This window comes from Actinotalea subterranea, assembly GCF_008364845.1.
Lineage (GTDB): Bacteria > Actinomycetota > Actinomycetes > Actinomycetales > Cellulomonadaceae > Actinotalea > Actinotalea subterranea.
The window spans coordinates 69,057-95,132 of record NZ_VTTP01000003.1; the positions used below are offsets into that span (position 1 = coordinate 69,057).

A 26,076-nucleotide genomic window follows, 5' to 3' on the forward strand; every position below is an offset into this window, starting at 1 on the left:
ACGCCGGTCCGGCCTGCGACCGCGGGGCTTGGACGCTCCTACGCGCGCAGCGCCACCGATGTCGCGGTCACCGGCACCGGGAGCTCGCTGCCACCGGTGAGGTACGCGTCGACGGCCGCCGCGGCCGCGCGCCCCTCGGCGATGGCCCAGACGATGAGCGACTGCCCGCGGCCCGCGTCGCCGGCGACGAAGACGCCCGGCACGCCCGTGGCGAACTCCTCGTCGCGCACCACCGTGCCGCGACCCGTGAGCGACACCCCGAGCTGGTCGAGGAGCTGCCCCTGCTCCGGGCCCGTGAAGCCCATCGCGAGCAGCACGAGCTGGGCGGGCAGCTCCCGCTCGGTCCCCGGGATCGGCGTCGGGCGGCCGTCGACGAGCTCGATGTCGACGAGGCTGAGCGCCCGGACGGCGCCGTCGTCGTCGCCCTTGAGCTCCTGGGTGCTGACCGCGTAGACGCGCTCGCCGCCCTCCTCGTGGGCGCTCGCGACGCGGTACAGGATCGGGTACGTCGGCCACGGCTGGTCGTCCGGGCGCTCCTGCGGGGGACGCGGGAGGATCTCGAGCTGCGTGATCGAGCGGGCACCCTGGCGCACGGCCGTGCCCACGCAGTCCGCGCCCGTGTCACCGCCGCCGATGACGACGACGTCCTTGCCCGTCGCGAGCACCTGGCCCTCGACGGTGTCGCCCACCGCGACCCGGTTCGCGGGCGGCAGGTACTCCATGGCCTGCAGGATCCCGGTGAGCTCACGCCCGGGCACGGGGAGGTCGCGCGGCGTCGTCGAGCCCACGGCCAGCAGGATCGCGTCGTAGCGCTCGCGCAGCTCCTGGCCCGTCACGTCGCGGCCCACGTCGACGCCCGCGCGGAACCGGGTGCCCTCGGCCTCCATCTGCTCCAGCCGACGGTCGATGAACTGCTTCTCCATCTTGAACTCGGGGATCCCGTACCGCAGCAGGCCGCCCACCCGGTCGGCACGCTCGTACACCGCGACCGTGTGCCCCGCGCGCGTGAGCTGCTGCGCCGCCGCGAGGCCCGCAGGCCCGGAGCCGACGACGGCGACCGTCTTGCCCGTGAGCCACTCGGGCACCTGCGGGACGACGAGGCCGCGGTCGAACGCCTCCTCGACGATCGACACCTCGATGTTCTTGATCGTGATCGGCGGCTGGTTGATGCCCAGCACGCACGACGTCTCGCAGGGCGCCGGGCACAGCCGGCCCGTGAACTCGGGGAAGTTGTTCGTCGCGTGGAGCCGGTCCGACGCCTCGGCCCACTGCTCGCGCCAGACGAGCGTGTTCCAGTCCGGCACCAGGTTGCCGAGCGGGCAGCCCTGGTGGCAGAAGGGGATGCCGCAGTCCATGCAACGGCTGGCCTGACGGCCCAGGACCGCGAGGTCCTCGGGGTTGCCGGCGCGGTGCTCGTGCACCTCACGCCAGTCCAGGATGCGCACCGGCACGGGACGGTTGCTCGGGAGCTCGCGCTCGCGCGTCTTCAGGAATCCTCGCGGGTCGGCCACGGGGGCACCTCCAGGGGCGGGCCCGGCAGCGGGCGCGTCGGAACGGGGTCCACCCCGGCCGGCACCGGTTCGCGGCGGGCAGGGCACGGACGACGCCGTGGCGGACCGCGCCGGGGTCAGCGCCGGGCACGCACACGTACCGTCGGAGCGTACGTGGCGCCGAGGGGTGCCCGTGGCCCGAACGTCCCTTCGTGGACAGGCTGGAGGCGGTGGCGTGGCGATCCACGAGGGGGACCTGGTCACCGTGCGCGGACACCCCGGCGTCTGGCGCGTGCTCCGGGTGCGCCGGGGGACGGCACGCCTGGGGGCCGTCGCCGGCACGGACGGCGTCACGGGGACGACCGTCGCGGTCGGGCTGCTCGAGCCGTGGGACCAGGAGGACTGAGGGGCGGACGCGCGCACTGGCCGTGCGGTGCGCGGGCCGGGCGGTGCGTGGGCCGGGCAGGCCAAGGGGGCCGGGCAGGCCGAGGGGGCCGGGCAGGCCGAGGGGGCCGGACGTCGCCGTCCGACCCCCTCGGGCAGTGCTGCGCCTCACTCGGCGCCCGTCACTCCAGGCCGCGCCCGATCGCGCGGATCAGCTCGCCGTCGGGGGTGTCACCGGACAGCTCCCAGAAGAACGCGCCGGCCAGCCCCTGGTCCTGGGCGTAGGACATCTTGCCCGCGATCGTCTGCGGGGTGTCGTAGCTCCACCACTGCCCACCGCAGTAGGCGTAGGCCGTGCCGCCGACCGTGCCGGTCGCCGGGCAGCGGGCCTTGAGGACCTCGTAGTCCTCGATGCCCTGCTCGTACGTGCCCGGTGCCGGTCCCGACGCCGTGCCGCCCGGCGCCGCCTGCGTGACACCGTTCCAGCCGCGGCCATAGAAGCCGATGCCGAGGAGCAGCTTGCTCGACGGGACGCCCAGGCTGCGGAGCTTCGCGATCGCCGTCGACGAGTCGAAGCCCTGCGTCGGGATGCCCGGGTAGGACGTCAGCGCCGAGTGGGGCGCCGTCGGGCCGTTGGGCGCAAAGGCACCGAAGAAGTCGTACGTCATCGGCATGTAGAAGTCGACGTACTGCGCCGCACCGGCGTAGTTGGCCGCCTCGATCTTGCCGCCGCTGGTGCCGTCGGCCGTGATGGCCGCCGTGACGAGCGCGTCCTGGCCGAACTCGCTGCGCAGCGCGCTCATCAGGTTCGGGAACGCCTCGCGACCGCTCGCGTCGCACGACAGGCCGCACGCGTTCGGGTACTCCCAGTCGATGTCGATGCCGTCGAAGACGTCGGCCCAGCGCGGGTCCTCGACCAGGTCGTGGCACGACTTGGCGAAGGCCGCCGGGTTCTGCGCGGCCTGCGTGAAGCCACCCGACCAGGTCCAGCCGCCGAACGACCAGATCACCTTGAGGTCGGGGTGCAGCGCCTTGAGCTCGCGCAGCTGGTTGAAGTTGCCGCGCAGCGGCTGGTCCCACGTGTCGGCGACGCCGTCGACGCTCTGTGCCGCGGTGAACGCCTTGTCGTAGTCCGCGTACGAGTCGCCGATGGCGCACTGGCCGTTCCGGACGTCGCCGAACGCGTACATGATGTGCGTCAGCTCGTCTGCCGAGCCCGAGGTCTCGATGTCCTTGACCTGGTAGTTGCGGGCGTAGGTGCCCCACTGGGCGAAGTAGCCGATCACGTACTCACCGGGCTCCGACGGGTCCGGGTCGGGATCCGGGTCAGGGTCGGGGTCCGGATCCGGGTCCGGGTCGGGGTCCGGGTCGACGGCGCACGCACCGACGTCGGCCCACACGCCCGAGCCGCCCGCGCTGGGCGCCTCGCCCTGCGTCCACCAGCGCGCCTGCCACTCGCGCCCCTGGTAGGAGACGCGGGCCCCACCGGTGTAGACGGCCGACGCCGCCCACGCGACCGCGGTGCACTCGCCCGGCTGCGGGTCCGGGTCGGGACTGGTCGAGCACGAGCCGAGGTCGGCCCAGACGCCCGAGCCGCCCGTGCTCGGCTCCTCGCCCTGGGTCCACCACCGCGCGTTCCACAGGTGGTCACCGTGGGTCACCTGGGTGCCGCCCGTGTACACCGCGCCCGCGGACCACGCGGGCGCCGAGCACGTGACGGCGGCGGCGACGGGTGGCCCTGCCGGGGCTGGGGCGCCGGTGGCGCTGGTGGCCGAGACGACCATCAACGCTCCGAGCGCTGCGGCCGCGACGGCCGCACGCAATCGCTTCATCTGGGTTTCTCCTCCTCGTCGGACGGAACGCCGTGCGGCTCGCACCCACGCCTCGCCCCCTGGGGCGGACCGGCACCGTCACCGCGCGACGCGCGTCACGATAGGGAGCGCGGGGTGCCCCTGTACCTGAGGGATCCCTCGTAGCGCCGGCCCCGGAGGGCGCCTCGCGTGCGGCGGCACGGCATCGACCTACGGGGAACCTCCTAGGTCCGCTGGTCCTCCCGCCGTGCCCCATACCCGGCGCGCGACCTCGGCCGCCGAAGGGTGAGGAGCGTCGACATGGCGCCACCGCGGCTCGCAAGATCCCCGCCCGTGCCCGTGTCGTGGTCCAGGATGGTCGTGATCCCCGGCGACGACCGGGTAAAACTCGGTGGACGAGACAGGGGAGCATGTCGTGCTCGGTGTGGTGAACGACGCCGGTCAGGGCGCCGTGGTGCTGGGGTTTCCGTGGTGGCTCCAGGTCACCCACTTCGTGAACTTCCTGTTCCTCGGCCTGCTGATCCGGTCAGGGTGGGAGGTGCTCGCGTCGCACCCGCGCCTGTACTGGCGTAACGACTGCGGCCCGGGCACGGAGTGGCTCAAGTTCACCAGGGACGAGGTGCCCAGCGAGATCGGGGCCTTCACGGCTCGCGACGACCAACGCAGCCTGCACCCGATGGTCTCCCTGCCGGGTCGCGGGAAGATCGGCATCGGGCGGGCGTGGCACGGGCTCGTCACTGGCCTGTGGATCCTCAACGGCCTGGTCTACGTCGTGCTGCTCTTCGCCACCGGCCAGTGGCGGCGCATCGTGCCGACGTCGTGGGATGTCTTCGGGCAGGCGTGGGAGTCGGCGAAGATCTACGCGACGTTCGCCGTGCCCTCCCTCGAGCACTTCAACCCATACGACGGGCTGCAGAAGCTCGGCTACTTCGCCGTGATCTTCATCCTCGCGCCGCTCATGATCGCCACGGGCGCGGCCATGTCACCCGCGATCGCGGGCCGGTTCCCCTGGTACCCGCGGCTCTTCGGCGGACGGCAGGCCGCCCGGTCGATCCACTTCCTCGGCATGGCCGCGTTCCTCGGGTTCACGCTCATGCACGTGACGCTCGTCCTCCTCGTGCATCCCGAGCACAACCTCGTGCACATGATGATGGGTGAGACGGAGTTCCGCCGGGCCCTGGTCGCCCAGGCGATCATCCGCGTGATCCTCGGGGTGACGGTCGTCGTCATGCTGTGGATCCTCGCGTCCTACTGGTCCCTCGCTGACCTGCGCCGGTCCCAGCGGCTGCTCTACCGTCTCCAGCGGCCGTTCAAGCGGCTGCTCCCGCGGGCGACCCGGCAGCGGACCGCCTACACCGAGGCGGACATCTCGCCCTTCCACTGGGTCAACACCCGCCCGCCGGACGCGAACCAGTCCCCGGACTGGCTCGCTCTGCGCGAGCGCGGGTTCGCCGACTATCGCCTGGAGGTGGGTGGCCTCGTCGCCGCTCCCGCGACGTTCTCGGTCGAGGAGCTCAAGGCTCTCGCCGAGCAGGACCAGATCACCCTGCACACGTGCATGCAGGGGTGGACGGGCATCGCGAAGTGGTCCGGCATCCCCCTCCGGGCACTCCTCGCTCAGGTGGAGCCGTTGGCGGGCGCCGAGTTCGTGATGATCGAGTCCTTCGGCACGGCGCAGCACATGGCGGACGGGCGGCCCGTCGAGCCCTACTACACGGTCCTGCCCAAGGCGGTCGCGATGGAGGACGAGACCATCCTGGCGTGGGGCATGAACGGCGCGCCCCTGCCCGAGATGTACGGGGCGCCCCTGCGCCTGCGCGTCGAGTCCATGCACGGCTACAAGATGGTCAAGTGGGTCCGGTCGGTCTCGTGGATCCGCGACTACGCCGACGTCGGCGACGGCATGGGCGGGACGCGCGAGGACTCGGGGTACCAGGACATCGACGCCCGGATCTGACTGCGGGTGACCGCTGTCGGAGGCGATGTGGGTCTCCTCTTGTCAGACGACGCGCTCTGACCTCAGCACCAGGAGCGCGAGCTCGGTGCGGGACGCGACACCGAGCTTGCGGAAGATGCTCGTGAGGTGGACCTCCACCGTGCGCTCCGAGAGACCGAGGTGACGCGCCGCGAGCCGGTTCGACGTGCCGTCGGCGACGACGAGCGCGACCTCCGCCTCCCGCTCGGTCAGCGCATCGGCCCAGGTCGACTCGGCCTCGGCCGGAGCACGTCGGGCGCGCGCCGACACCGGCGCTCCTGCCACGCGCAGCGCACCCGGATGGGGCTGTGCACGCTCCCGGAGCCGCCGGGCGAGCCGTGCGACCGCACCGGCACCGGCCCCGTCGAGGAGGCCCTCGGCGGCGCGCAGGTGCTCGATCCCCTCCTCGTCGCGCCCTGCGCGCGCGAACGCCCGCCCGACGACGAGCCGCGTGAGTCCCTGCTCGATCGGGCTGCCGGAAGGCTCGGCGGCGACCCGTTCCTCGGTGACGGCGGCGAGGTTGCCCTTGGCGACGGCGAGCCTGCCAGCGGCGCCCGGCGCGAGTGCCGCAGCGAGGTCCTCGGCGCACGGGACCTGCATGCCGGCGGTGGCCACGGGTGCCACGTGCGGCGCCGGAGTGCCCGCGGACGAGGCACCGCGCGTCGGCGACGTCGTCGGCGCCACCGGACGGCGAGCGGAGCGGTGGAGCGGTGAGCCGGCAAGAAGCCGGACCTCCGCAGGGCGGAGCGTCGGGAGCGGAAGGGCACCCGGGCACGTCCGCTGCGCGCACAGGTCGAGCAGGGCTGCCGCTGCTGGCGCCTCGCCCTCGAGCAGCAGCGCGAGTGCCCGGTCCGTCAGGATGCCGGTGCGCACGGCCGGGCTCTGGGGCAGCGGGACGAGGCGTTCGAGTGCCTCGGCGAGGACGCCGCGCTCACCACGTGCAAGCACCGAGGCGCGACCGGCGACGACGCCTGCCGCCCCGTGGAGGCACAGACCGACCGGGAGTCGCAGCGACGCCCGGGTGATCGCCCCGAGCGCGCCGTCGAGGTTCCCGGCCCACATCTCGACGAACGCCTCGACCAGGCGGACGTGCGCCTCGACGAGAGGCGTCATCGCGCGCTCGCGGTCTCCTTGGGCGTCCGGCGCGCACTCGTGCGGCGCCCATGCCCGGTCGCCGGGGAGCGGTGCGAGCTCGGCGAGGACGGAGACGACGGCGCAGCGGGCCGCGTCGAGGTGGCCGTCGGCCGCGAGCGCGACGGCCCGAAGCACCCCGACCATGGCGCCGTGCACCGGGTCGCCGTCGTCCGGGGTCGCCGGCAGGATCGCCGGCAGGCGTCCCTCGAGGACCGCGACCGTGGCATTGGCAAGGGCCCGCGTCCCCGGTGCCACGAGGTCGTGATCCGCGTGGCCCGCCTCGCTGAGCGCCTCGCTGCCCACCGCTCGGCCGTCGGGCGTGCCTGGTGCCATGCCCTCACCCGCCCGGTCCACCTCGCCGCGCGCCGCGTGCAGCACCCGGACGACGAGGCGAGACCAGGGCGACCCGTCCCGGTCGACGATCTCCTGCGCCACCTGGCCGGTCAGGTGGCTCATGGCCACCAGCAGGGCGACGCGCAGGCCGTCCGCCTCGCCGGGCTCGCACGTGCGCAGCGCCTCACGGAGCAGGTCCGCGGCGTCCGACACGTGGCCCGCGTGCAGGGCGGCCCGGCCCGCCACGGCGACCGCGCGCGCCCGGTCGTCGCCCTCGGCGTGGCTCATGGCCTCGTGCGCCACACGCTGCGCCCACACGGCGTCGCCTCTGGCCAGCATCCGCTCGGCGAGTGCGACGAGCGGAGGCGCGACGTCGGGCGCTCCCGCGAGGCAGGCGAGGGCGCGGTGCCACGTGGCGACGTCGCCGTTCCCGTCGTGCGCGTGGACCGCCGCGAGGCTGCGGTGGGCCGCGGTGCGCTCGGCGACGCTGGCGTCGTCGTGCACGACCGAACGGATCCGGGGGTCACGGATGCGGGCGTGCCCCGCGACAAGGTCGAGGTGGTCGACGGCGGGACCCGCCAGGAGCTCGTCGAGGGTCGTCGCCGCCCCGCGCAGCAGCACGTCCGTCCGGTCCACGACGGACACCGCCGCCACGAGGAGAACACGGCGCGCGTCGTCGGGCATCGAGGCGAGGACCGGCGCGACGCGTCGGCGAAGGGCGGGGACGGCCGGCAACGGGTCCGGCAGCAACGCCAGCCCGGCCAGCTGCTCCTCGCTCAGGAGCCGGGCGGTCTCCGTGACGGCGGCGGGGTCGCCGCCGAGCGAGGTGACGAGGAGCTCGGCGACGTGCGGGGCAAGAGGTGGGAGCTGGTGGTCCGCGAGGAGCGACAGCGCCCCGAGGGCGTCCAGGCTCGCGCCTGCACCGTCGTGCATGACCACAGCCCAGACCCCCTCGTCGGCCGTGCCGTACCGGCGGGCGGGCGACCGCGCCCCACCCTTGCACGGTCGACAGTAGCGAGGCCGGAAGGTCCGGTGAAGGGACCCAGTGACACGAGTCAATGATCAGACGACTGCCCTGGGGCACTGACGAGCGCTGGTCGGAACGAGCCCGTTGCGGCGACCATGGCCGCTAGGGTGCGGTGGTCGAGGTCGGGGTCGGCGACGAGGGGGGCTCGTGGCGAGGGTGTCGTCGAGCGCGACCGATCCGATCGCGCTCGGCGCGAGCATCCTCTACGCGACCGGCGCGGGGGTCGCCGTCGCGTGCGTGACAGCGGGCCTGACCACCCGGACCTGGCTGCTCGCGGCAGGTGCGTTCGTGATGCTCGTCGTCTTTGCCGCGCAGGTGCACGGGTGGACGCAGGCTGCGCGGTGCCGCATCACCGTCGACGAAGGTGCCGTGCTGCGGGCGGGTCCGCTCGGGTGGCGCGTCGCGCGCACCGACGTCGAGCACTGGGAGACGGTCGAGGCGCTGGGCCGGACGTACCTGGCGGTGGTGCCGCGTGCACACCCCCCGCGGACCGCGATGTCTCGTGCCCTGCTCGGGTCGTCGATGCCGAAGGGGTCGGTGGTGGGGCCGCTCGCCGCGCGCTCCGTCGAGGCGGTCCGCGAGGCTCTCGTCGTCCCCGGTCGGTGCAGCTAGCCCGCGCCGAGCGCCGGCTCGGCGCTGGTGCACATGTGGAGGGGGTGGTGGCACCGTGAAGCTCCTCGTGATGTCGCCGATCGGGGCGACGCTCGTCGACGGACCGACGCTCGTGGCCGCGGCGGTGGAGCAGTTTGGGGCGAAGGCGCGCGCGCAGCCCTCGCCACCGGGCTGGGAGACCGACGTCAGCATCCATGTGACGCTCGAACGCGACAGCCTCGGGTTGTTCCACTTCGCCGACAACAGACTGGGCAGCTTCGAGTCCGGCAGCCTGCCCCTGCGAGAAGCAGTCGCCTGGTACCGCTCGCTGCTCCCGGCCGACTTCCCCAGACTCATCGCCTGCGACCAGGGGTGGAACGGGCACGTCGACCTCCACCACGGGATCACCGCTCAGGAGATCGCCGACCGCTGGGTCGACCACGCCGTCGAGGGGTGGGACGCGGGCGACCCAGACCTCGGATGACCTCGACCATGCCGACCGGCACGAGTGCTCGCGGCCGGGCCGCGCCTCCGCGCACCGCATCGCTCACGAGCGGAGGGGGCCGGCCGATGAGCACGCCGTGCGCACCCCCGATGTCGTGCCCGCATCGCACGAGGACGTCGACGCCGACGTCGACCCCGACGCCCCGCTCGGCGCGCTCCTGCGGGGCGGCGGGCTCCACTGCGTGTACCAGGCGGTCGTCGACCTCGACACCGGGGCGACCCTCGCCCACGAGGCGTTGCTCCGCGGGCCGGCAGGCACCGCGTGGGCGTCACCGTTGGTCCTGCTCGAGGCCGCGCGGGCGAGCGGCCGGCTGGTCGACGTCGAGCGGGCATCCCTGCGCGGCTCGGTCGCCGACGCGTCGAGGGGTGCGCGGGAACGGCCTACGACCCTGTTCGTCAACGTCGAACCCTCCACGCTGACCGCGCATGTCGACGTGATCCTCGAGGAGGTCGGCCGGCGGGCGCCGAACGTGCAGGTGGTCGTCGAGATCACCGAGCGCGCGCTGGCCAACGACCTCGCGGGCGTCCTCGCCGCGACGGAGCGCCTACGCATGGCCGGGTGCGCGATCGCCCTGGACGACGTCGGCGTCGCGCCCGAGTCCCTCGCTCTGATCCCCCTGCTCAGGCCCGAGGTCGTCAAGCTCGACCTCGGCCTGCTCCGCACGGTCAGCGACGTCGCGACCCTGACCGTCGCCGGCGCGGTGGGCGCCTACGCCGAGGAGTCCGGCGCCGAGGTGGTCGCCGAGGGCGTCGAGACCGCCGCCGACCTGGGGCGGGCGCGGGTGCTCGGTGCCACGCTCGGCCAGGGCTGGTTCTGGGGCCGGGGCGAGCGCGACATCCGACCCACGACGTCCCGTCCCGAGCGGTTCGCGGCGAAGCCTCTCGACACGTCGCCGCACACGAGTCCGTACCTGCTGTGCGAGGCAGCCCGAGGCGTGCGACGTGCGCCGAAGCGTCTGCTCCTGCCGTTGTCCCTGACCCTCGAGACCATGGCGCTGCAGCAGAGGGTCCCGCCCGTCCTGCTCGCCGGGTTCGAGCATGCGCGGTTCTTCACCCCCGCCACCACCCGCCGGTTCACGGAGTACGCCGCCCGGCTACCGTTCGTCGGCGCGCTCGGGGTGGACATGCCGGCGGAGCCGGCGCCCGGGGTGCGGGGCGCGGCGCTGTCGCCACAGGACCCGCTCGCGACGGAGTGGACGGTGGTCGTGCTCGGCGCGCACACCGCGGCCGCCCTCGTCGCGCGCGAGCTCGCCGGGAGCAACCCCGACGGCGACCGCGAGTTCGACTTCGTCGTCACCTACGACCGGGCCCTCGTCGGCGCGGCCGCGCACGCGCTCGTCGCACGCCTCGCCCTGTCGTAGCGGCTTCCCGGCGTCGAACGCTCACGCACCGCCGCCGGGCGTGCGACGGCATGGGCAGCTCGCCGCAGAACGCTGCCGCAGCACGGACCTGCGCAACCCGGAGCACCAGCGCGTCACGTGGAGCGCGCGCCGCCGCGCTCGGTCTCCTGGGTACCGTAGGCGACACCACCTTCATGCTCGGTCTCGAGACACGTCCTACTCGATGGAGTGAGCCGATGAGCAACGACGGCCTCAGGATCCTCGTCGTCCTCGACGCACTGGTGATCGTCGGCTATGCGATCGTCGCCTGGGGCGCGGAGGTGTCGCCGCTCGCGCTCACGATCGCAGTCGTGGCGGCCATGGTCACCCAGATCGCGGTCGTCATCCGACCTGGACGGGCTGCGCCCGCGCCGCCACCACCTCCGGCGGGAGGCACCACCGACGTGGCGTGATGCGCTGAGCGCCGGGTCGACCGCGAGCCACAGCGCGGGGAACGCCATCGCTGAGGTCGGATCGGCCGAGGACGTGCGGGTCGCGCCGTGAACGGGCGGAGGGCAAGGGATTCGAACCCTTGAGTACGGGGTTACCGCACTAACGGTTTTCAAGACCGTCGCTTTCGGCCGCTCAGCCAGCCCTCCCCGCGCCGTCGGGCCTCACGGCCGGCGGCGCGCACCCATTGTGCCAGCGACGCGAGGTCGCCAGGATCAGGCCTCCCACCAGCCGTCCGGCCGGCCCGGCGAGATCACGGCCAGGCCGTAGATGATCGCGACGCGGGCGAGCAGGGGGTCGTACGTGGCGACGCGGCCGACGTCGGGGTGCGCCTCGGCGATGCCCAGGTGGATCGCCGCGAACGGGGACAGGACGGTCGAGGCCATCGCCGCGGACTTCAGGGACTGGTCGAAGAAGCGGACCACCGTGATCTGCTCGGCGATCGCATGCGCCTTCTCGCGGGCCAGGGCGTCCAGCCCGTCCGCCGCACGGCGCAGCTCGGTCAGGCCCAGGGGCGAGGTCACCAGCTCGGCCGAGTGCTCGCTCGACCAGCGCAACCAGGACGCCGACTCGACGCCCGTCATCAACGACCGGCTCAGCGCCGAGCCGTCGGCGTAGGTCAGCATTGCGGTCCGTCCTGCTCTGGCGCCCGTCGGTGTGCTCCGAGCCTAGCCACGAGCCGATCGGGGACCGACCACGACGACGGCGCGGGGCCTGGCCCACGCGCCGTCGTCGGGCGTCATCCGCGCAGCCGCTCCATGGCGAGCTGCACCAGAGCGATGAGCGTCTGCTTCGTGGCGGCACGCGAGCGCGCGTCCGTGTACATGAGCGGGACGTGCGGCGGGACCGACAGCGCCTCACGGACGTCGTCGAGCTGGTGCCGCGCGACGCCGTCGAAGCAGTTGACCGCGACGACGAACGGGATGCCCCGGCTCTCGAAGTAGTCGACCGCCGGGAAGCACTGGTCGAGCCGCTCGGTGTCGACCAGCACGACGGCGCCGATGGCACCGCGGACCAGGTCGTCCCACATGAACAGGAAGCGGTCCTGCCCGGGAGTGCCGAACAGGTACAGCCACAGGGAGCCCGGCAGCGCGATGCGGCCGAAGTCCATGGCGACCGTGGTCGTCGTCTTGCGGTCGGTCACGCCACCGGCGTCGTCGACGCCGACGGAGTGCTCGGTCATCGCCGCTTCGGTGTTGAGCGGCTCGATGTCGGAGATCGAGCCGATGAAGGTCGTCTTGCCGACGGCGAAGCCACCGGCCACGACGATCTTGACGACAGTGGGCGCAACACCCCCGCCGACGGCAGGAGTGCTGCGGTCGGTCACAGCGGTATCAGAGGGCTGAAATGCCATTGAGAACACTCTCCAGCACGCTCAGGGACAGGGCGGGGGACTGGCCGGTGTGGACACTGACCGGCGTTGACGTGTGGACGCGGATGAACCCGGACTCGGACAGGTCCGTGACCAGGACGCGCACCACGCCGAGCGGGAGCCGCAGCAGCGCGGACAGCTCGGCGACGGACACGAACGTGTGGGCGGCGTGCTGCAGGATCGCACGCTTCTCGGGCGGCAGGCCGTGGCTGCTGACCGCACCAGGAAGGACCTCGACGAGGGCCTCGAGGGGCAGGTCCGAGTTCGCCGCACGGACGCGACCACCGGTGACCGCGTACGGGCGCACGGTACGTGCCTCGTACTCGCCGTGGTCGTCAGCCGGGTCGGAGTGCCGACCCGGCGTCCCGAACATCTCCTCGATGTTGGACATGGGTGCAGTCACCCGACCGTCGCGCGAACCGCACCGTCGACCGGCAGGTGCCCGCGCATCTCGGTCACGAGCTGCGGGGTGAGAGTGGTCTCCGTGCGGGAGACCAGCATCGCCATCTCGTAGCCGATGAGGCCGACGTCGCACGTCGCCTCGGCCACGACCGCGAGGACCGAGCCGTTGGAGACGCTCATGAGGAAGACGAACAGCTCGTCCATCTCGATGATGGCCTGACGGACGTCGCCCGCGTGGAGCTGACGCGCAGCACCCCGGGTGAGGCTCGACATGCCCGCGACGATCGCCGCCATCTGGTCGCCGCTGGTGCGGTCCAGGTTGTCGGACATCGCCATCAGCAGACCGTCTGCCGACACGACGAGCGTGTGCTTGGTGCCGGGCACCGTCTTGACGAAGTTGTCCAGAAGCCAGCCGAAGTTGGCTGCCTCTGAGCTGAGTGCTGTCACTTGTCCTCCTCGAGGTTGCCGGCCTGGCGGCGGCTGGGTGTGCACGCGGTCACCATGAGGTGCTCCGCTGGGTCAGGTCGGTGTCCGGCGTCGTCACGGGTTCCCCGTGCACGACGTCCGAACCGTCCTCGTCACCGACGCGGTAGGCCGCGTCGGTCGCCTGGTGGTTCTCCCGGCCGGTCGCGTCCGAGGCCTGGCGGCCCCGGCTCGTGCCGGACTGGAAGCTGGAGAGCAGCGAACGCACCTGGTTGGCGTCGCGCTCGGTGCGCTGGCCCGTCGCCGGGGCCTTGATCTCCGGCGCCGCCGGGACGCTGGCCGGGGTGCGGCGGGTGAGCGAGGCCCCTCCGCCGGACACCGCCTTGGGCCGGTACGACGACAGCTGGCTCAGCTCGGCGAGCGCCTGCTGGGCGATGTCCGCCCGCTGCGCCAGCATGTTCGTGACCTCGTCGTCGAACGCCCCGGACATCGGCTGGGGGCTGAACGTCGTCTGCGGCGAGAACGGCTGGTGCGGCGACGGCACGGCGGGTGCCGGGGCGGCCGGTCGCTGCGGTGCGGCGGCCGGCGCTGCCGGTGCCCACCCCGCGGGCGGACCCTGGTGTGCTGCGGGCTCCGGCACGGCCGGGGCGGCGGGTCGCTGGGGCGCACCGTCGTTGCCCGGCCAGAACGGCGCGGGTGCCGCCGCAGCAGGGGGCGCGGCAGGTGCCGGGTCCGACGCCCAGCCGTTGCCGGGCTGCCACGTCGGGACGGCTGCGGGGGCTGCCGCGGCGGGTGCCTCGGGTGCCGGCGCGAACACCGCCGGTCCGGCTGCGGGAGCGGCCGGCGGGTTCGACAGCGCGTGCGCGCCGACGTCCGTGGTCCCCCAGGCCGACTGACGGACCGGAGCGACCGACGGCTGCTCCGCGACGGGCGCGAACACGGCGGGCGCGGCGACCGGCGGGCGCGAGGGTGCCGCCAGGCCGGGTGCCGACGACGGGGCGGGCGCCGGGGCCGGCGCCTCCTTGTCGCGGCGGCGACCGAAGAGACCGCGGCGCTTGGGCTCACGCACCTCGCGGCGCGTCGGTCCGCGGACGAGGTCGGTGAAGCCCGCGCTCTCCGCTTCGTCGCTCACGGCGAGGCCTGCGAGAGGTGCGGGTGCGGCCGCGGGCGGCGCGGCAGGCACCGCGGGGGCCGTCGGCTGGACCTGCGACCACGGGTGGCCGTCGGTCGCCTGCGGCTCGACGGGCGCCGCGACGGGCTGCGCAGCCCAGGCACCTGCGGCCTCGGGCGCCTGCGCCACGGGTGCGGACCAGGTCGCGGCAGGCGCGGCCGGGGCCGACGTCGGCGCCCACGCGGGGGGTGCGGACGGGGCGACGGGTGCGGCCTGCTGGACCGGCTCGGGCGTGGCCCAGGGCTGCGGCTCGGGCGTGGCCCAGGCCTGCGGCTCGGCCGGCGCGACGGGGTGACCGTTGGGGCTCTGCTGCCCGACGGGCGCCCACGGCTGCGCCGGCTCGGTCCACGCGGCGGGCTCGGGTGCGGCAGCGGGCTGGACCGGGGCCCAGGGCTCCTGCACCGGCTGGGCCTGCGCGGCCCACGGCTGGGCCTCGACGGGCTGCTGCGGCGCCCACGGCTGCGGCTCGACCGGCTGCGCCTGCGCCCACGGCTGAGGCTCAGCAGGCTGCTGCGCGGCCCACTGCTCCTGCGCGTACTGCTGCTCCTGCGCGTACTGCTGCTCCTGGGCGTACTGCTGCTCCTGGGCGTACTGCTGCTCGCCGTGCTGCGGGCCCGGCCACGCCTGTGCGGCGGCGTCCGGCGCGACAGGCGTCTCGACGGGCCACGCCTGCTGGGCGGCGGGGAACGGCACGCCCGGCGCGAACGCGGGGTCGCCGTACTCGTCGTCGTCCTCCACGAGGCCGGGGATCACCATGACCTCGGGCTCGGCGGCGACCTCGGCGGGCGCCTGCTCGGCCCACTCGGGAGCGGCCTCGGCGTCGGGCGCCGCGACCTCCTGCTCGGCGGGCGCCGCCGGCGCGTCGGCGGCGTGCGCACCGTGGCTCGGGGCGCTGCGGCCGAAGAACGCGGCGGCACCGGCGGCCGCCGCGGCGAGGCGCTCGGCGGCGTCGAACGGCTCGGGTGTCCCCTCGGGCGCCGCGGCCTCGTGCGCGGGACCGTGGCCGGTGTCGACGTGCACGGACGCCGCGGCGAGCTCGGCGCGCCGCGAGCGGAAGCCCGTGAAGACGGCGGAACGGGCCTGCGGGTCGACCGGGCCGGCGTCCGCGAGCGGTGCGGCGGACGGTGCGGGCGCTGCGGGCTGACGGGCCGGGAGGCCCGCGGCCGGCGCTGCCGCCTGACGCGTCGGCAGAGCCGGTGCGTCCTCGGCGGGCCGGAGCGTCGGGGGTGCGGGTGCCTCGGCGGCGGGTCGGCGCGTCGGCAGGTCGTCCGTCGCGGGCTGGCGTGTCGGCAGGGCCGGTGCGTCGCCGGCCGGCTGGCGGGTCGGGAGGGCGAGCCCTCCGGTCGCGGGCTGACGCGTCGGCAGGGCCGGCGCGGCGGCTGCGGGCGCCTCGGGGGCGCGGCGCGAGACGAGGGGGGCGGACGCCCGGACGACGGGTGGCGTCCAGACCTCGCTGTCGTCGAGGGTCACGCCGGCGAACGCCTCGGCGCGGGGTGCGAGCGGGATCGACGGCGCAGCGGCGGCGTCGTCCTCCTCACGGTGGCTGCGGGGCGCGGGCGCCTCGGCCTCGCCGCCACGGGACCGGCGACGCGGCAGGCCGAGCCCGGTCGTGCCGTCCGTCAGTGCGGTGAGGTCGACGGCCTCGGCCGGGTTCTCGGCGGAGCCGTACGCGCCTGCGGCGACGTCCTGGACGTTCGCGGGCGCCGGAGCGTACGCGGCGTCGTGGACGACCTCGGCGGCCTCCTCCGGGAGCACGAACGTCTCGACGACCGCGGCCGGGCGGGTCGGTGCCGTGAGCGGCAGCGAGCCCGGGTCGACGAAGAGCACGAGGGGCATGCGGATCGTGGCGAGCGTGCCCTTGCCGTCGGGGCCGAGCGAGAGGTGGACGCTCGCGCCGAGGCGCGCGGCGATGCGGCCGACGACGAACATGCCGAGGCGCTGGGCACCGAGCACGTCGGACGCGGACGTCGCACGGATCTTCTCGTTCGCCTCGGCGAGCTCCTCCGGGGTCATCCCGAGGCCCTGGTCGAGGATCGTGATGAGGACGCTCTCCTGGTCGACACCCGTCGAGACCTGCACGGGGGTGCCCGGCTCGGAGAACACCGTCGCGTTCTCGAGCAGCTCGGCCATGAGGTGGGCGGCGGGCAGCGCGGTGTGGCCGAGCATCATCGGGTCGACGGGCAGGTCGAGCTGCACGCGCTCGTAGTGCTCGATCTCGGAGGAGGCGGTGCGGATGACGTCCGAGAGCGGCAGCGTCTCGCGCAGGCGCCGGCCCGTGTCGATGCCCGCGAGCACGAGGAGCGACTCGGCGTTGCGGCGCATCCGGGTCGCGAGGTGGTCGAGGCGGAAGAGGTCGGCCAGGGTCTTCGGGTCTTCCTCGGAGCGCTCGAGCGCGTCGATGAAGGAGAGCTGGCGGTTGAGGAGCACCTGGTCGCGGCGCGCGACGTTGACGAACATCTCCGCGATGGACCCACGCAGGGCGGCCTGCTCCTGGGCGACCTGGATGGTCGTCGCGTTGACCTCGTTGAACGCCGTCGCGAGCTGGCCGATCTCGTCGCGGCTGTCCACGGGGATGTGCGCGAGCGTGAGGTCGGGTCCCTGGCCGGGGATCGCCACCTGGTCGACGAGGCGGGGCAGCTCGTCGCGGACGGTTCCGGCGGCCTCCGTGAGGCGGCGCAGCGGGTTGACGATCTGACGGGCGATGGCGAGGGCCGCGGCGATCGAGAGGGCGACGGCCGCGAGCGCGCCACCGATCGTCACGATGGCGGTGCGCAGCGCGGCGGACGCGACCTGGGAGGCCCGCGCGTTGGCGGCCTGGCGCAGCTCGCCCTGCAGGGGGTCGAAGGCCACGATCTCGGCGTCGGCGGCGATGTTCCAGTCCTCGGCCGCGATGAAGTCGTAGAACTCGGCCTCGCCGGTCTCGATGAGGGTCCGGTAGGAGTCGTAGGACTGCGAGCCGTTGAACGAGGCGCCGAGCGGCGGGACGAGGATGCCCTCGCCGAGGTCGAGCTGGCGGACCGCGGTCGCGGTCTGCTCGTGGACGGTGTCCGAGATCGGGAAGAGACCGGCCAGGTAGAGCACGTCGCTCTCGCTCGGGTCGGTTCCCGAGAGGATCGCGCCACCGAGCGCCTGCTCCTCGCGGTAGTCCTCGATCAGGTTCGTCAGGTCGCTCTGCGCGGAGACGATGGCCGCGAGCCGTCGGTCGTCGAGCGCGTCGGCGACCTTTCCCGGGAAGTCCGCGGCGTCCTCGACGACCCGCGTGTAGTTGTTGATGATCGACTTCACGGGGATGTTCTGGGCGTCGACGCGGGTGCGCACACCCTCGATGCTCGAGACGCTCGCGCGGACCTCGGTGAACGCCTTCGCGACCTGCGGGTCGAGCGCGTCGAGGTTGACCTCGTCCAGGCTGCGGTTGAACGCCGCCGCCGCGTCGTCGACGCCGCGACGGGTCTTCTCGAGCTCGGCGCGCACGTCGAGCGAGCCGTCGTTGCCCGAGTACGGGAGGGCGGCGACGCGCTCCTCCTCGACAGCCGCCGCGAGCTCGCGGGACTCCTGCAGCGCGGTGAGCAGCGTGATGACCGTGCGGCTCGTCTGCACCTCGCGCAGCGCCTCGAGCGAGATGAGCCCGGCGAGCACGAAGAGGACGAGCACAGGCACGGAGAGGGCCGCGAGGACCTTCCCGCGGATGCCCAACCTGCGAAGCATGGATGTCTCCTTCACTGTGCGGCGGTGCACCACCGCACGAGGTGCTGGATGACGGCACGGGACCAGGTGGTCATCTGCCGTCGGGACACCATCGGCGCAGACGAGCCCTGGCATTAGGCCAATGGGGGAATCTCATGGAACGGGCCACACCATATCGGGCATTTTTCACCCGCCTGCAAGACTTCCGTCGTGATTGCCGTGAGCGCGAACATCCCGGGGGGCCCGCAGGCCCTCGTCGCCACCGAGGTCCCGGACCCCGTCGCGGGCCCGGGAGAGGTCCTCGTGGAGGTCGTCGCGGCGGGCGTCAACAACGCCGACGTCCTGCAGCGGGAGGGTCGCTACCCCCCTCCGCCGGGCGCCCCCGCGTGGCCGGGGCTCGAGGTCTCGGGCGTCGTCGCGGACGTCGGTCCGGGCGTGTCGTGGGCCGTCGGCGATCCGGTCGTGGCGCTGCTCGCGGGGGGTGGGTACGCGACGCACGTCGTCGTCCCGGCGGGCCAGGTCCTTCCCCTGCCCGACGGCGTCACGCCCGTCGACGCCGCGGCGCTCCCCGAGGCGGTGTGCACGCTGTGGTCGACGCTCGTGGACGCCGCGGGGCTGCGCGCGGGCGAGTGGGTCCTCGTGCACGGCGGCTCGGGCGGGATCGGCACGGTCGCGATCCAGCTCGCGCGTGCCCTCGGCGCCCGGGTGGTGACGACCGCGGGCGGTCCCGAGCGTGTCGCGCGGTGCCTCGCGCTCGGTGCGGACGTCGCGGTCGACCACCGCTCGCAGGACTTCGTCGCGGCCGCCATGGACGCGACCGACGGCCGCGGGGTCGACGTGGTGCTCGACGTCGTGGGAGCGGCCTACCTCGAGGCGAACCTGCGCGCGCTCGCGACCGGCGGGCGCCTCGCGGTCATCGGCATGCAGAAGGGCCGACGCGCGGAGCTCGACCTCGGGGTGCTCCTGGCGAAGCGCGCGACGGTGCTCGGCACCACGCTGCGGTCCCGGCCCGCTCCCCAGAAGGCGGCGATCGTCGCGAGCGTGCGCGAGCACGTGTGGCCGCTCGTCGCGGACGGCCGGGTGCGCCCCGTGGTGCACGCGCGCCTGCCGCTCACACGCGCCGCGCAGGCCCACGAGCTCATGGCCTCGGGCGAGGTGTTCGGCAAGGTGCTGCTGCTGCCGTGAGCCGCGCCGCCCTCCCCTGCCGGCTGTGCCGGTGGGTGTCGGGCCCTGAGGCCGTGCCGGTGGGTGTCGGGCCGTGCCGGCCCTGAGGCCGTGCCGGTGGGCGTCGGGCCTGCCGGCCCTGCCAGCGGGTGTCAGCCCAGGTTGCCGGCGGCGAGCGACGGCGCCAGCACGGGCGCGAGCGGCAGACGCGGGATCAGGGTCGCCTGCACCGCGTGGTACAGGTCCGCCTTGCCGGCCCACACGGTGCGGGTCACGGTGTTGTCCACCCCGAGCTCGTGCCACCAGGAGCCGCCGACGCGGTCCATGAGGTGCTCGGACGCGTAGTCCCACCACGTCCGGTACCAGGCGTCGAAGCGCGCGTCGCCGGTGACCGCGAAGAGGGCCGCGGCGGCGCCGAGGGCCTCGCACACCACCCAGTGCATGCGCTCGCGCACCACGGGCCGGCCCTCCCAGTCGACCGTGTAGACGAAGCCCGGGGCGCCGTCGACGTCCCAGCCCTCCGCGACGGACGCGTCGAACAGCGCGGTCGCGTCCTCGACCATCCACGCGTCGACGTCGTCGCCGAGGGCGAGGAGCGCCGCACGCACGTGCAGCGTCAGGCGCGCCCACTCGAGCCAGTGGCCGATCGTCGCGCCGTAGGGGCGGAACGGGTGCGCCGGGGCGTCCGCGTTGTAGTCCAGGACGGGCTGCCAGTCCGTGTCGAAGTGCTCGGGGATGCGCCACGCGTTGCCGCGCGCGAGCTGGTGGACGACGCGCTCCGTGATGCGCGCGGCGCGGTCCAGCCACGCGCGGTCGCCCGTCACGTCGGCCGCGGCGAGGTAGGCCTCGACCGTGTGCATGTTCGCGTTGACCCCGCGGTACTCCTCGGACGTCGAGAACGTGCGGTCCCACGACTCGACGACCATGCCCGCCTCGTCGTCCCAGAAGTGCTCGAGGGACACGGCCAGGGCCTCGTCGAGCAGCTCACGCGCACCCGGCCGGCCGGCCGCGGCGGCGCTCGCCGTCGCGAGCACGACGAACGCGTGCGGGTAGGCGCCCTTGAGCTCGGCGTCCGCGCCCTCGGGGCCGTCGGGACCCACGGCCGCGAACCAGCCGCCGTGCCGGGCGTCCTTGAAGCGGCCCGCGAGCGCGGCGAGACCGTGGTCGGCCAGGGCCCCGCAGCCAGGCCGGCCCAGGAGCGAGCCCAGGGCGAAGACGTACGTCATGCGGCACGTGATCCACAGCTCGGTCGGGCGGCCCTCGACGAGCCGGCCGTCGTCGTCGAGCCACCCGAACCCGCCCTCGGGCACGCGCGCGCCCCGGCCGAACGTGAGCAGGCGGTCCGTCTCGCCCTCGAGCCAGCGGTGGTGGGCGGGGGCGTCGAGCCAGGTCATCACGGTGCTCCAAGGACGGAGGGCAGCAGAGCGCGGGGCGGCACGCGGCCGTCGCGGTGTCGGCACACGGTACCGGGCGGTGCGGCGCCGCAGGGAGGACGTGTGCCCCGGGGTCGGCTGCACGACAATGGCTGGATGAGCCCGACGCCGCAGCAGCCCAGCACGCCGGTCCCGCCGCACGACGCCCCCTCGGACGGCCCCGTCGTACCGCCCGACGACCGCCACCCGGGGACCTCCGCGGAGCAGCCCGCGGACGCGACGTTCATCGGCCAGCCCGCCAAGGTCATGCGCATCGGCACCATGGTCAAGCAGCTGCTCGACGAGGTGCGTGGCGCGCCTCTCGACGAGGCCGCCCGCGGCCGGCTCGCCGAGATCCACGACCTGTCGCTGCGCGAGCTCGAGGACGGCCTCTCCCCCGACCTCGTCGCCGAGCTGCGGCGCATCACGCTGCCGTTCAGCGACGAGACCAACCCGACCGAGGGCGAGCTCCGCGTCGCGCAGGCGCAGCTCGTGGGGTGGCTCGAGGGCCTGTTCCACGGCCTGCAGACGGCCCTCGTCGCGCAGCAGATGAGCACACAGGCCCAGCTCGCCCAGATGCGCCGGGCCCTGCCGCCCGGCACGATGCCCGCTCCCGGGCAGCAGCTGCGTGCCGACGGCAGGCCCGACGACGCCGACGACCGGCGGGCGCCCGGCCAGTACCTGTAGGACGCGCGGGGCCGCGCCTCAGGCGGGCCCGCGCGCCTCAGGCCGCGTCGGCGCCTCAGGCCGCATCGGCGGGGTCGCCCGGTCCCGACGGGCCCTGCTCGGCCGGGCCGGGCCGGCGACGCACCGACGTGAGCACGATCGCGCCCGAGACGAGCGCGAGCCCGGCAAGGTCCAGGGCGTGCGGCCACTGCCGGAGCACGACGGCGCCGATGATCGCCGCGGTGGCCGGCAGGAGCGCGAGGAGCACCGCGAAGGTCGCGGCGCTCACGCGGCGCAGGATGCCCTGCTCGAGCCCGTACGGGATCACCGACGACAGGACGGCGACGCCCACCACGGCGAGCGCGAGGGGCCACGAGCTCAGGACGGGTGCGCTCGCGGGCGCGAGGAACGGCGCGTAGACGAGTGCGCCGGAGGCCATCGCGACGGACAGCGACGTCACGCCGTCGCCGCCGAGCGCGACCCGGCGGCCCAGGAGGATGTACCCGGCCCAGCACGCGGCCGCGGCGAGGATGAGCAGCAGCCCCGTGGCGGAGTCGGGCCCGCCCATCTCGAGCGTCACGCCGGCGAGGAGGACGACCCCGGCCGCAGCGAGGCCGATGCCGGCCCGCTCGCGCCAGCCCGAGCCGGTCACCGCGGCGACGGCGACGGGACCGATGAACTCGATCGCGACGGCGGTGCCGAGCGGCAGGTGCTGGATCGCGAGGTAGAACACGACGTTCATGGTCGCGAGCACGGCACCGAAGAGCCCGGCGGCGACGAGCGTGCGGCGCGTCCACGTGACGCGCCAGGGGCGTCGCCACGCGACGAGCACGACCGCGGCGACCACGAGGCGCAGCCACGCGACGGACGCCGCCGGCACCTGCGTGAAGAGCCCGATGGCGAGCGCGGCACCGAGGTACTGCGCGAGGCCGGACGCGACGAACAGCGCGGGTGCGGGCACCCGGTCGAGGGCCCGGTCTGGATGCACGCGCACAGGCTACGGGGCGACGGTGGGCGGGCGGACCTCCGGTGTCCGGCGCCCGGCCCGGCCCGGCGGACGGACGCCGGACGCCGGACGGCCCGGGCTGTCCGCCCGGGCCGTCCGTCGTGCACGTCGCTGCTGCGGGCCTGCGCCCTCGAGCGACCTCAGCCCTTGACCGACCCGGCCAGGAGGCCGCGGACGAAGTAGCGCTGGAGGAAGAGGAACACGAGCACCGGGACGATCATCGAGATGAACGCACCGGCCGTGAGGATCTCCCAGTCGCCGCCACGCGTGCCGGCCATCGACGCGACACGCACCGTGAGCGGTGCGACGTCGGGCGTCGCACCCGTGAACGTCAGCGAGACGAGCAGGTCGTTCCACACCCACAGGAACTGGAAGATCGCGAACGACGCGATCGCGGGCGTGAGCAGCGGGAGCATGATCTGGAAGAAGATCTTCACGTGCCCCGCGCCGTCCACGCGCGCCGCCTCGACGAGGGACTGCGGGATGTCCTTCATGAAGTTGTGCAGCAGGAAGATCGCGAGCGGCAGCGCGAAGATCGTGTGCGAGAGCCACAGGGTCCAGAACGACCCGGCGATGCCCCAGTCGACGTACTGGGACAGGAGCGGGATGAGCGCGATCTGCAGGGGCACGACCTGCAGCGCGAACACCGCGACGAACAGGAAGTTGCGGCCCTTGAAGTCGATCCACGCGAAGCCGTACGCCGCGAGCAGCGCGATCGAGATGGGGATCACGACGGCGGGCAGCGTGATGACGACCGAGTTGATGAAGTAGTCGATGAGGCTCGTCGAGCTGCCGAAGAGCGCCTCCCGGTAGTTCTCGAGCGTGAAGGTCGGCGGCGCGAAGGCCGTCCACCAGCCGCCCCGCCGGATCTCGGAGTCCGGGCGGAACGAGGTCACGAGGAGCCCGAGGCTCGGCATGGTCCACAGGACCGCGAGGATGATCGCGATCAGCGACGCCCACGGCGAGGAGAGCTTGGTGCTCGACAGCGCGGCGCGGCGGCTCAGCCGGGACCTGCCGTCCTTCGGTGGCCCGGCGACGACGCCACCGTCGTCGGTCGCGACGACGCCCTGCGGGGGAAGCGGTGTCGTGGTCATCGGATCTCCTCGGACATCCGCATCTGGCGGACGTTGTAGATGATGATCGGGATCACGAGCACGAACAGGAGGACCGCGAGCGCTGCGCCCAGGCCCTGGTTGTTCTGCCGGAACGCCTGGACGTAGAACTCGTTGGCGACCACGGACGTCTCGTACTGGCCGCCCGTCATCGTCCGCACGATGTCGAAGACCTTGAGCGTGCCCATGGCGATCGTGGTCAGGACCACGACCAGCGCGGGGCGGATGCTCGGAACCGTGATGTAGCGGAACATCTTCATGCCCGTGAGGCCGTCGAGCTTCGCCGCCTCGACGATGTCGTCGGGGATCGCCTTGATCGCGGCCGAGAGCACGGTCATCGCGAACCCGGTCTGGATCCAGATCATGACGACGATGAGGAAGATCGTGTTGATCGGTGGCGTCGCGAGCCTGGTGTCGAGCGGATCGAGACCGAACAGCCCGAGGAACGCGTTCATCAGGCCGATCCGCCCGTTCGCCCCCGTGCGGGAGTCGTAGACGAGGCCCCAGATGATGCCCGCGCCGACCATCGAGATGGCCATGGGCAGGAAGATCAGCGTCTTGGCGATGCGCTCGAACCGGGTGCGGTCCACCACGACCGCGTAGATGAGGCCGACGAGCGTCGAGACGGTCGGGACGAGGAGCACCCACAGCGCCGTGTTCCGCAGGACGGCCTGGAAGGCCGGCGTCGTGAAGGCCGTCGTGTAGTTGTCGAGACCGATGTAGTCGATCCCGGTGCGGTCCTTGAAGGACGCGTTGATCGTGACGAGCGCCGGGTAGACGAGCCCGAAGATGAGCGCGAGCACCGCGGGCCCCACGAACCCGCTGGCCACCAGCCACCCAGGCATGCGTTTGGGCTTGTCGACGAGCCACAGGATGCCGCCCATGACGACGACGAACAGGACGATGGCGATGACCATCAGGGTGAGCTTGTGGCCGGGCTCGGTCGCGTCGAAGAGGAAGTGCCCGATCTCCCCGAACAACCAGCTGGCGTACTGCGAGATGTAGTCCACATCGACCTCCTCGAGTCCGGCGCCGTCGCCAGCGGCGAAGGGTCACCGTGCCATGCCCAACATAGGGCCTGGGTGTGCCGTGACGGCCCGGGACGAGCGGTGCTCGTGCCCGGGCGCGGCAGGGGCCCGCGGTGTGCGCGGGCCCCTGCTGCGACCGTCGTGCTGCGTGCTGTGTCAGACGACCTGGACGGTCAGTCCTGGACGATCACGGCCACGAGGCCTCGATGTCCGCGAGGACCTGCTCGGTCGGCTTGTCGCTCGCGAGCCAGTTGACCATCTCGGTCCAGAACGTGCCTGCACCGACCTCGCCCGGCATCAGGTCGGACGCGTCGAAGCGGATCACGGTCTCGGGGTCACCGAGCACCGATGCGGCCAGCTTGTCGAAGTCGGTCGCGAGGTTCTCGGTGTCGAGGCCGCTGTTCGCGGACACCCAGCCGCCGACCTCGGTGACCTTGGCCTTCTCGTTGGCCCACGTGTCGCTCGAGAGGAACTCCTGGAACGCGGCGACCTCGGGACGGTCCGCGAACGCGGCGACGAACTCGCCACCACCGAGGACCGGCTTGTTGTCGGGCTCGATCGGCGGGAGGTAGAACGCGAAGACGTCGCCGTCCTCACCGATCTGCGTGCCCTCGGGCCACTGGTTCTGGTAGAAGTTCGCGGCGCGGTGCAGGTAGCACTGGCCGTCGAGGATCGGGAAGCCACCGTCGGTCCACGGGGTCGTCGCGATGGAGGCGACGTCGCCGATGCCCGCGTTGACGTAGTCCGGGTTCTTCAGGATGGAGCCGACCGTGTCGAGCGCCTCGACGATCTGCGGGTCGTTGAACGGGATCTCGTGCGCGACCCACTGGTCGTACACGTCGGCACCGGCAGAGCGGAGGACGACGTCCTCGACCCAGTCCGTGGCCGGCCAGCCGGTGGCGTCACCGGACTCGATGCCCGCGCACCAGGGCTTGCCGCCGTCGGCGACGATCTGGTCGGACAGCGCGATCATGTCGTCCCACGTCTCGGGGACCTCGTAGCCCGCCTCGGTGAACATGCTCGGCGAGTACCAGACGAAGGACTTCATGTTGGCGCCGAGCGGAGCGGCGTAGAACTCGCCGTCGACCGTGCCGTACTCCTTCCAGGACTCCGAGAAGAACTCGTCGACGTTGGCCTCGGTGCCGTCGGACGCCGGGACGATCGTGTCGGGGAAGTCCTCCACGATGGTCTGCAGGAGGCCCGGCTGCGGGATGTACGCGATGTCCGGGGCGTTGCCGGCCTGGACGCGGACGAGCAGCTGCGCCTCGAACTCGCGCGAGCCCTCGTACGCGATGTCGGCGCCGGTGCAGCGCTCGAACTCGGCGTAGGACTCCTCCTGGTCGACCGACTCGGGCTCGACGATCGACGTGTAGACCGAGACGGTCGTGCCGGCCAGGTCGCCGTAGGCCTCGTAGGCCTCGCAGTTCTCCTTGGCCTCGCCACCGTCGGCCTCGCCGCCGCCGTCCGCCTCGTCGGCAGGCATACAGGCAGCCAGCGCGAGCGCCAGCCCCAGTCCTCCGGCGATCGCCGCGTAGCGGCGCCTGGTGTTGCTGTGCAT

The 26,076-nt window shown here is 73.5% G+C and carries 21 protein-coding genes and 1 tRNA gene; 8 read left to right on the plus strand and 14 right to left on the minus strand.

Going from position 1 to position 26,076, the window contains the following annotated elements; all coding sequences use genetic code 11:
• Positions 1 to 38 precede the first annotated feature (38 nt).
• Positions 39 to 1,511 carry a glutamate synthase subunit beta gene (locus FZ988_RS06240; protein WP_149203166.1) on the minus strand — a complete coding sequence of 491 codons (1,473 nt, stop codon included), beginning with the start codon at positions 1,509 to 1,511 and terminating at the stop codon, positions 39 to 41.
• A gap of 214 nt (positions 1,512 to 1,725) precedes the next feature.
• Between FZ988_RS06240 and FZ988_RS18460 the strand changes: the two genes are divergently transcribed.
• Positions 1,726 to 1,896 carry a hypothetical protein gene (locus FZ988_RS18460; RefSeq protein WP_188078999.1) on the plus strand — a complete coding sequence of 57 codons (171 nt, stop codon included), beginning with the start codon at positions 1,726 to 1,728 and terminating at the stop codon, positions 1,894 to 1,896.
• A 160-nt stretch (positions 1,897 to 2,056) separates the two neighbouring features.
• Here FZ988_RS18460 and FZ988_RS06245 read toward each other — a convergent pair whose 3' ends face one another.
• Positions 2,057 to 3,706 carry a glycosyl hydrolase family 18 protein gene (locus FZ988_RS06245; RefSeq protein WP_149203167.1) on the minus strand — a complete coding sequence of 550 codons (1,650 nt, stop codon included), beginning with the start codon at positions 3,704 to 3,706 and terminating at the stop codon, positions 2,057 to 2,059.
• A 394-nt stretch (positions 3,707 to 4,100) separates the two neighbouring features.
• Between FZ988_RS06245 and FZ988_RS06250 the strand changes: the two genes are divergently transcribed.
• Complete coding sequence (locus FZ988_RS06250; protein WP_188079000.1) at positions 4,101 to 5,642, plus strand: molybdopterin-dependent oxidoreductase; 1,542 nt, start codon at positions 4,101 to 4,103, stop codon at positions 5,640 to 5,642.
• A gap of 42 nt (positions 5,643 to 5,684) precedes the next feature.
• Here the strand turns inward: FZ988_RS06250 and FZ988_RS18935 are convergent, their stop codons facing one another.
• Positions 5,685 to 8,060, minus strand: a complete 2,376-nt coding sequence (locus FZ988_RS18935; RefSeq protein ID WP_149203168.1) for a helix-turn-helix transcriptional regulator — start codon at positions 8,058 to 8,060, stop codon at positions 5,685 to 5,687.
• 241 nt (positions 8,061 to 8,301) lie between these two features.
• On the opposite strand from FZ988_RS18935, the gene FZ988_RS06260 reads away from it, so the two are divergent.
• The 4 genes from FZ988_RS06260 (at position 8,302) to FZ988_RS06275 (ending at position 11,041) form a co-directional block, all read left to right on the plus strand.
• Positions 8,302 to 8,766: a hypothetical protein gene (locus tag FZ988_RS06260; protein ID WP_149203169.1), complete on the plus strand. Its 465-nt coding sequence runs from the start codon at positions 8,302 to 8,304 to the stop codon at positions 8,764 to 8,766.
• 55 nt (positions 8,767 to 8,821) lie between these two features.
• The gene (locus FZ988_RS06265) at positions 8,822 to 9,229 is read left to right on the plus strand and encodes a hypothetical protein (RefSeq protein ID WP_149203170.1); all 408 of its coding nucleotides are present in this window, start codon (positions 8,822 to 8,824) and stop codon (positions 9,227 to 9,229) included.
• A 97-nt stretch (positions 9,230 to 9,326) separates the two neighbouring features.
• Positions 9,327 to 10,610 carry a sensor domain-containing phosphodiesterase gene (locus FZ988_RS06270; RefSeq protein WP_149203171.1) on the plus strand — a complete coding sequence of 428 codons (1,284 nt, stop codon included), beginning with the start codon at positions 9,327 to 9,329 and terminating at the stop codon, positions 10,608 to 10,610.
• Positions 10,611 to 10,825: 215 nt separating this feature from the next.
• Positions 10,826 to 11,041 (plus strand): hypothetical protein, encoded by a 216-nt coding sequence (locus FZ988_RS06275; RefSeq protein ID WP_149203172.1) that lies wholly within the window; start codon positions 10,826 to 10,828, stop codon positions 11,039 to 11,041.
• Between the two features lie 96 nt (positions 11,042 to 11,137).
• Here FZ988_RS06275 and FZ988_RS06280 read toward each other — a convergent pair.
• From FZ988_RS06280 to FZ988_RS06305, 6 genes are all read right to left on the minus strand, one after another.
• A tRNA-Ser gene (locus tag FZ988_RS06280) sits at positions 11,138 to 11,227 on the minus strand.
• 66 nt (positions 11,228 to 11,293) lie between these two features.
• Positions 11,294 to 11,704, minus strand: coding sequence for a PIN domain-containing protein (locus FZ988_RS06285; RefSeq protein ID WP_149203173.1), 411 nt, complete (start codon positions 11,702 to 11,704; stop codon positions 11,294 to 11,296).
• Positions 11,705 to 11,817: 113 nt separating this feature from the next.
• A complete protein-coding gene (locus tag FZ988_RS06290) occupies positions 11,818 to 12,432 on the minus strand; it encodes a GTP-binding protein (protein WP_149203174.1) in 615 nt (204 codons plus the stop codon).
• Entirely contained in the window at positions 12,413 to 12,823 is a 411-nt protein-coding gene (locus FZ988_RS06295; RefSeq protein ID WP_149203598.1) for a DUF742 domain-containing protein, read from the minus strand. The genes FZ988_RS06290 and FZ988_RS06295 overlap by 20 nt, the downstream gene beginning before the upstream one ends.
• A 26-nt stretch (positions 12,824 to 12,849) precedes the next feature.
• Positions 12,850 to 13,299: a roadblock/LC7 domain-containing protein gene (locus FZ988_RS06300; RefSeq protein ID WP_149203175.1), complete on the minus strand. Its 450-nt coding sequence runs from the start codon at positions 13,297 to 13,299 to the stop codon at positions 12,850 to 12,852.
• A gap of 49 nt (positions 13,300 to 13,348) precedes the next feature.
• The gene (locus tag FZ988_RS06305; RefSeq protein WP_188079001.1) at positions 13,349 to 18,151 is read right to left on the minus strand and encodes a sensor histidine kinase; all 4,803 of its coding nucleotides are present in this window, start codon (positions 18,149 to 18,151) and stop codon (positions 13,349 to 13,351) included.
• Positions 18,152 to 18,340: 189 nt separating this feature from the next.
• On the opposite strand from FZ988_RS06305, the gene FZ988_RS06310 reads away from it, so the two are divergent.
• Positions 18,341 to 19,315, plus strand: a complete 975-nt coding sequence (locus tag FZ988_RS06310; protein ID WP_149203177.1) for an NAD(P)H-quinone oxidoreductase — start codon at positions 18,341 to 18,343, stop codon at positions 19,313 to 19,315.
• 131 nt (positions 19,316 to 19,446) lie between these two features.
• Here FZ988_RS06310 and FZ988_RS06315 read toward each other — a convergent pair whose 3' ends face one another.
• Positions 19,447 to 20,688 (minus strand): AGE family epimerase/isomerase, encoded by a 1,242-nt coding sequence (locus FZ988_RS06315; RefSeq protein WP_149203178.1) that lies wholly within the window; start codon positions 20,686 to 20,688, stop codon positions 19,447 to 19,449.
• Between the two features lie 135 nt (positions 20,689 to 20,823).
• Here FZ988_RS06315 and FZ988_RS06320 point away from each other — a divergent pair, with 135 nt between their 5' ends.
• Entirely contained in the window at positions 20,824 to 21,393 is a 570-nt protein-coding gene (locus FZ988_RS06320) for a bacterial proteasome activator family protein (RefSeq protein ID WP_149203179.1), read from the plus strand.
• 55 nt (positions 21,394 to 21,448) lie between these two features.
• On the opposite strand, the gene FZ988_RS06325 is transcribed toward FZ988_RS06320, so the two are convergent.
• From FZ988_RS06325 to FZ988_RS06340, 4 genes are all read right to left on the minus strand, one after another.
• Positions 21,449 to 22,360 carry an EamA family transporter gene (locus FZ988_RS06325; protein ID WP_425457955.1) on the minus strand — a complete coding sequence of 304 codons (912 nt, stop codon included), beginning with the start codon at positions 22,358 to 22,360 and terminating at the stop codon, positions 21,449 to 21,451.
• A gap of 158 nt (positions 22,361 to 22,518) precedes the next feature.
• Positions 22,519 to 23,472 (minus strand): carbohydrate ABC transporter permease, encoded by a 954-nt coding sequence (locus tag FZ988_RS06330; RefSeq protein ID WP_149203180.1) that lies wholly within the window; start codon positions 23,470 to 23,472, stop codon positions 22,519 to 22,521.
• A complete protein-coding gene (locus FZ988_RS06335) occupies positions 23,469 to 24,407 on the minus strand; it encodes a carbohydrate ABC transporter permease (protein ID WP_149203600.1) in 939 nt (312 codons plus the stop codon). Before FZ988_RS06335 ends, FZ988_RS06330 begins: the two co-directional genes overlap by 4 nt.
• A 298-nt stretch (positions 24,408 to 24,705) precedes the next feature.
• Positions 24,706 to 26,076: an ABC transporter substrate-binding protein gene (locus FZ988_RS06340; protein ID WP_188079002.1), complete on the minus strand. Its 1,371-nt coding sequence runs from the start codon at positions 26,074 to 26,076 to the stop codon at positions 24,706 to 24,708.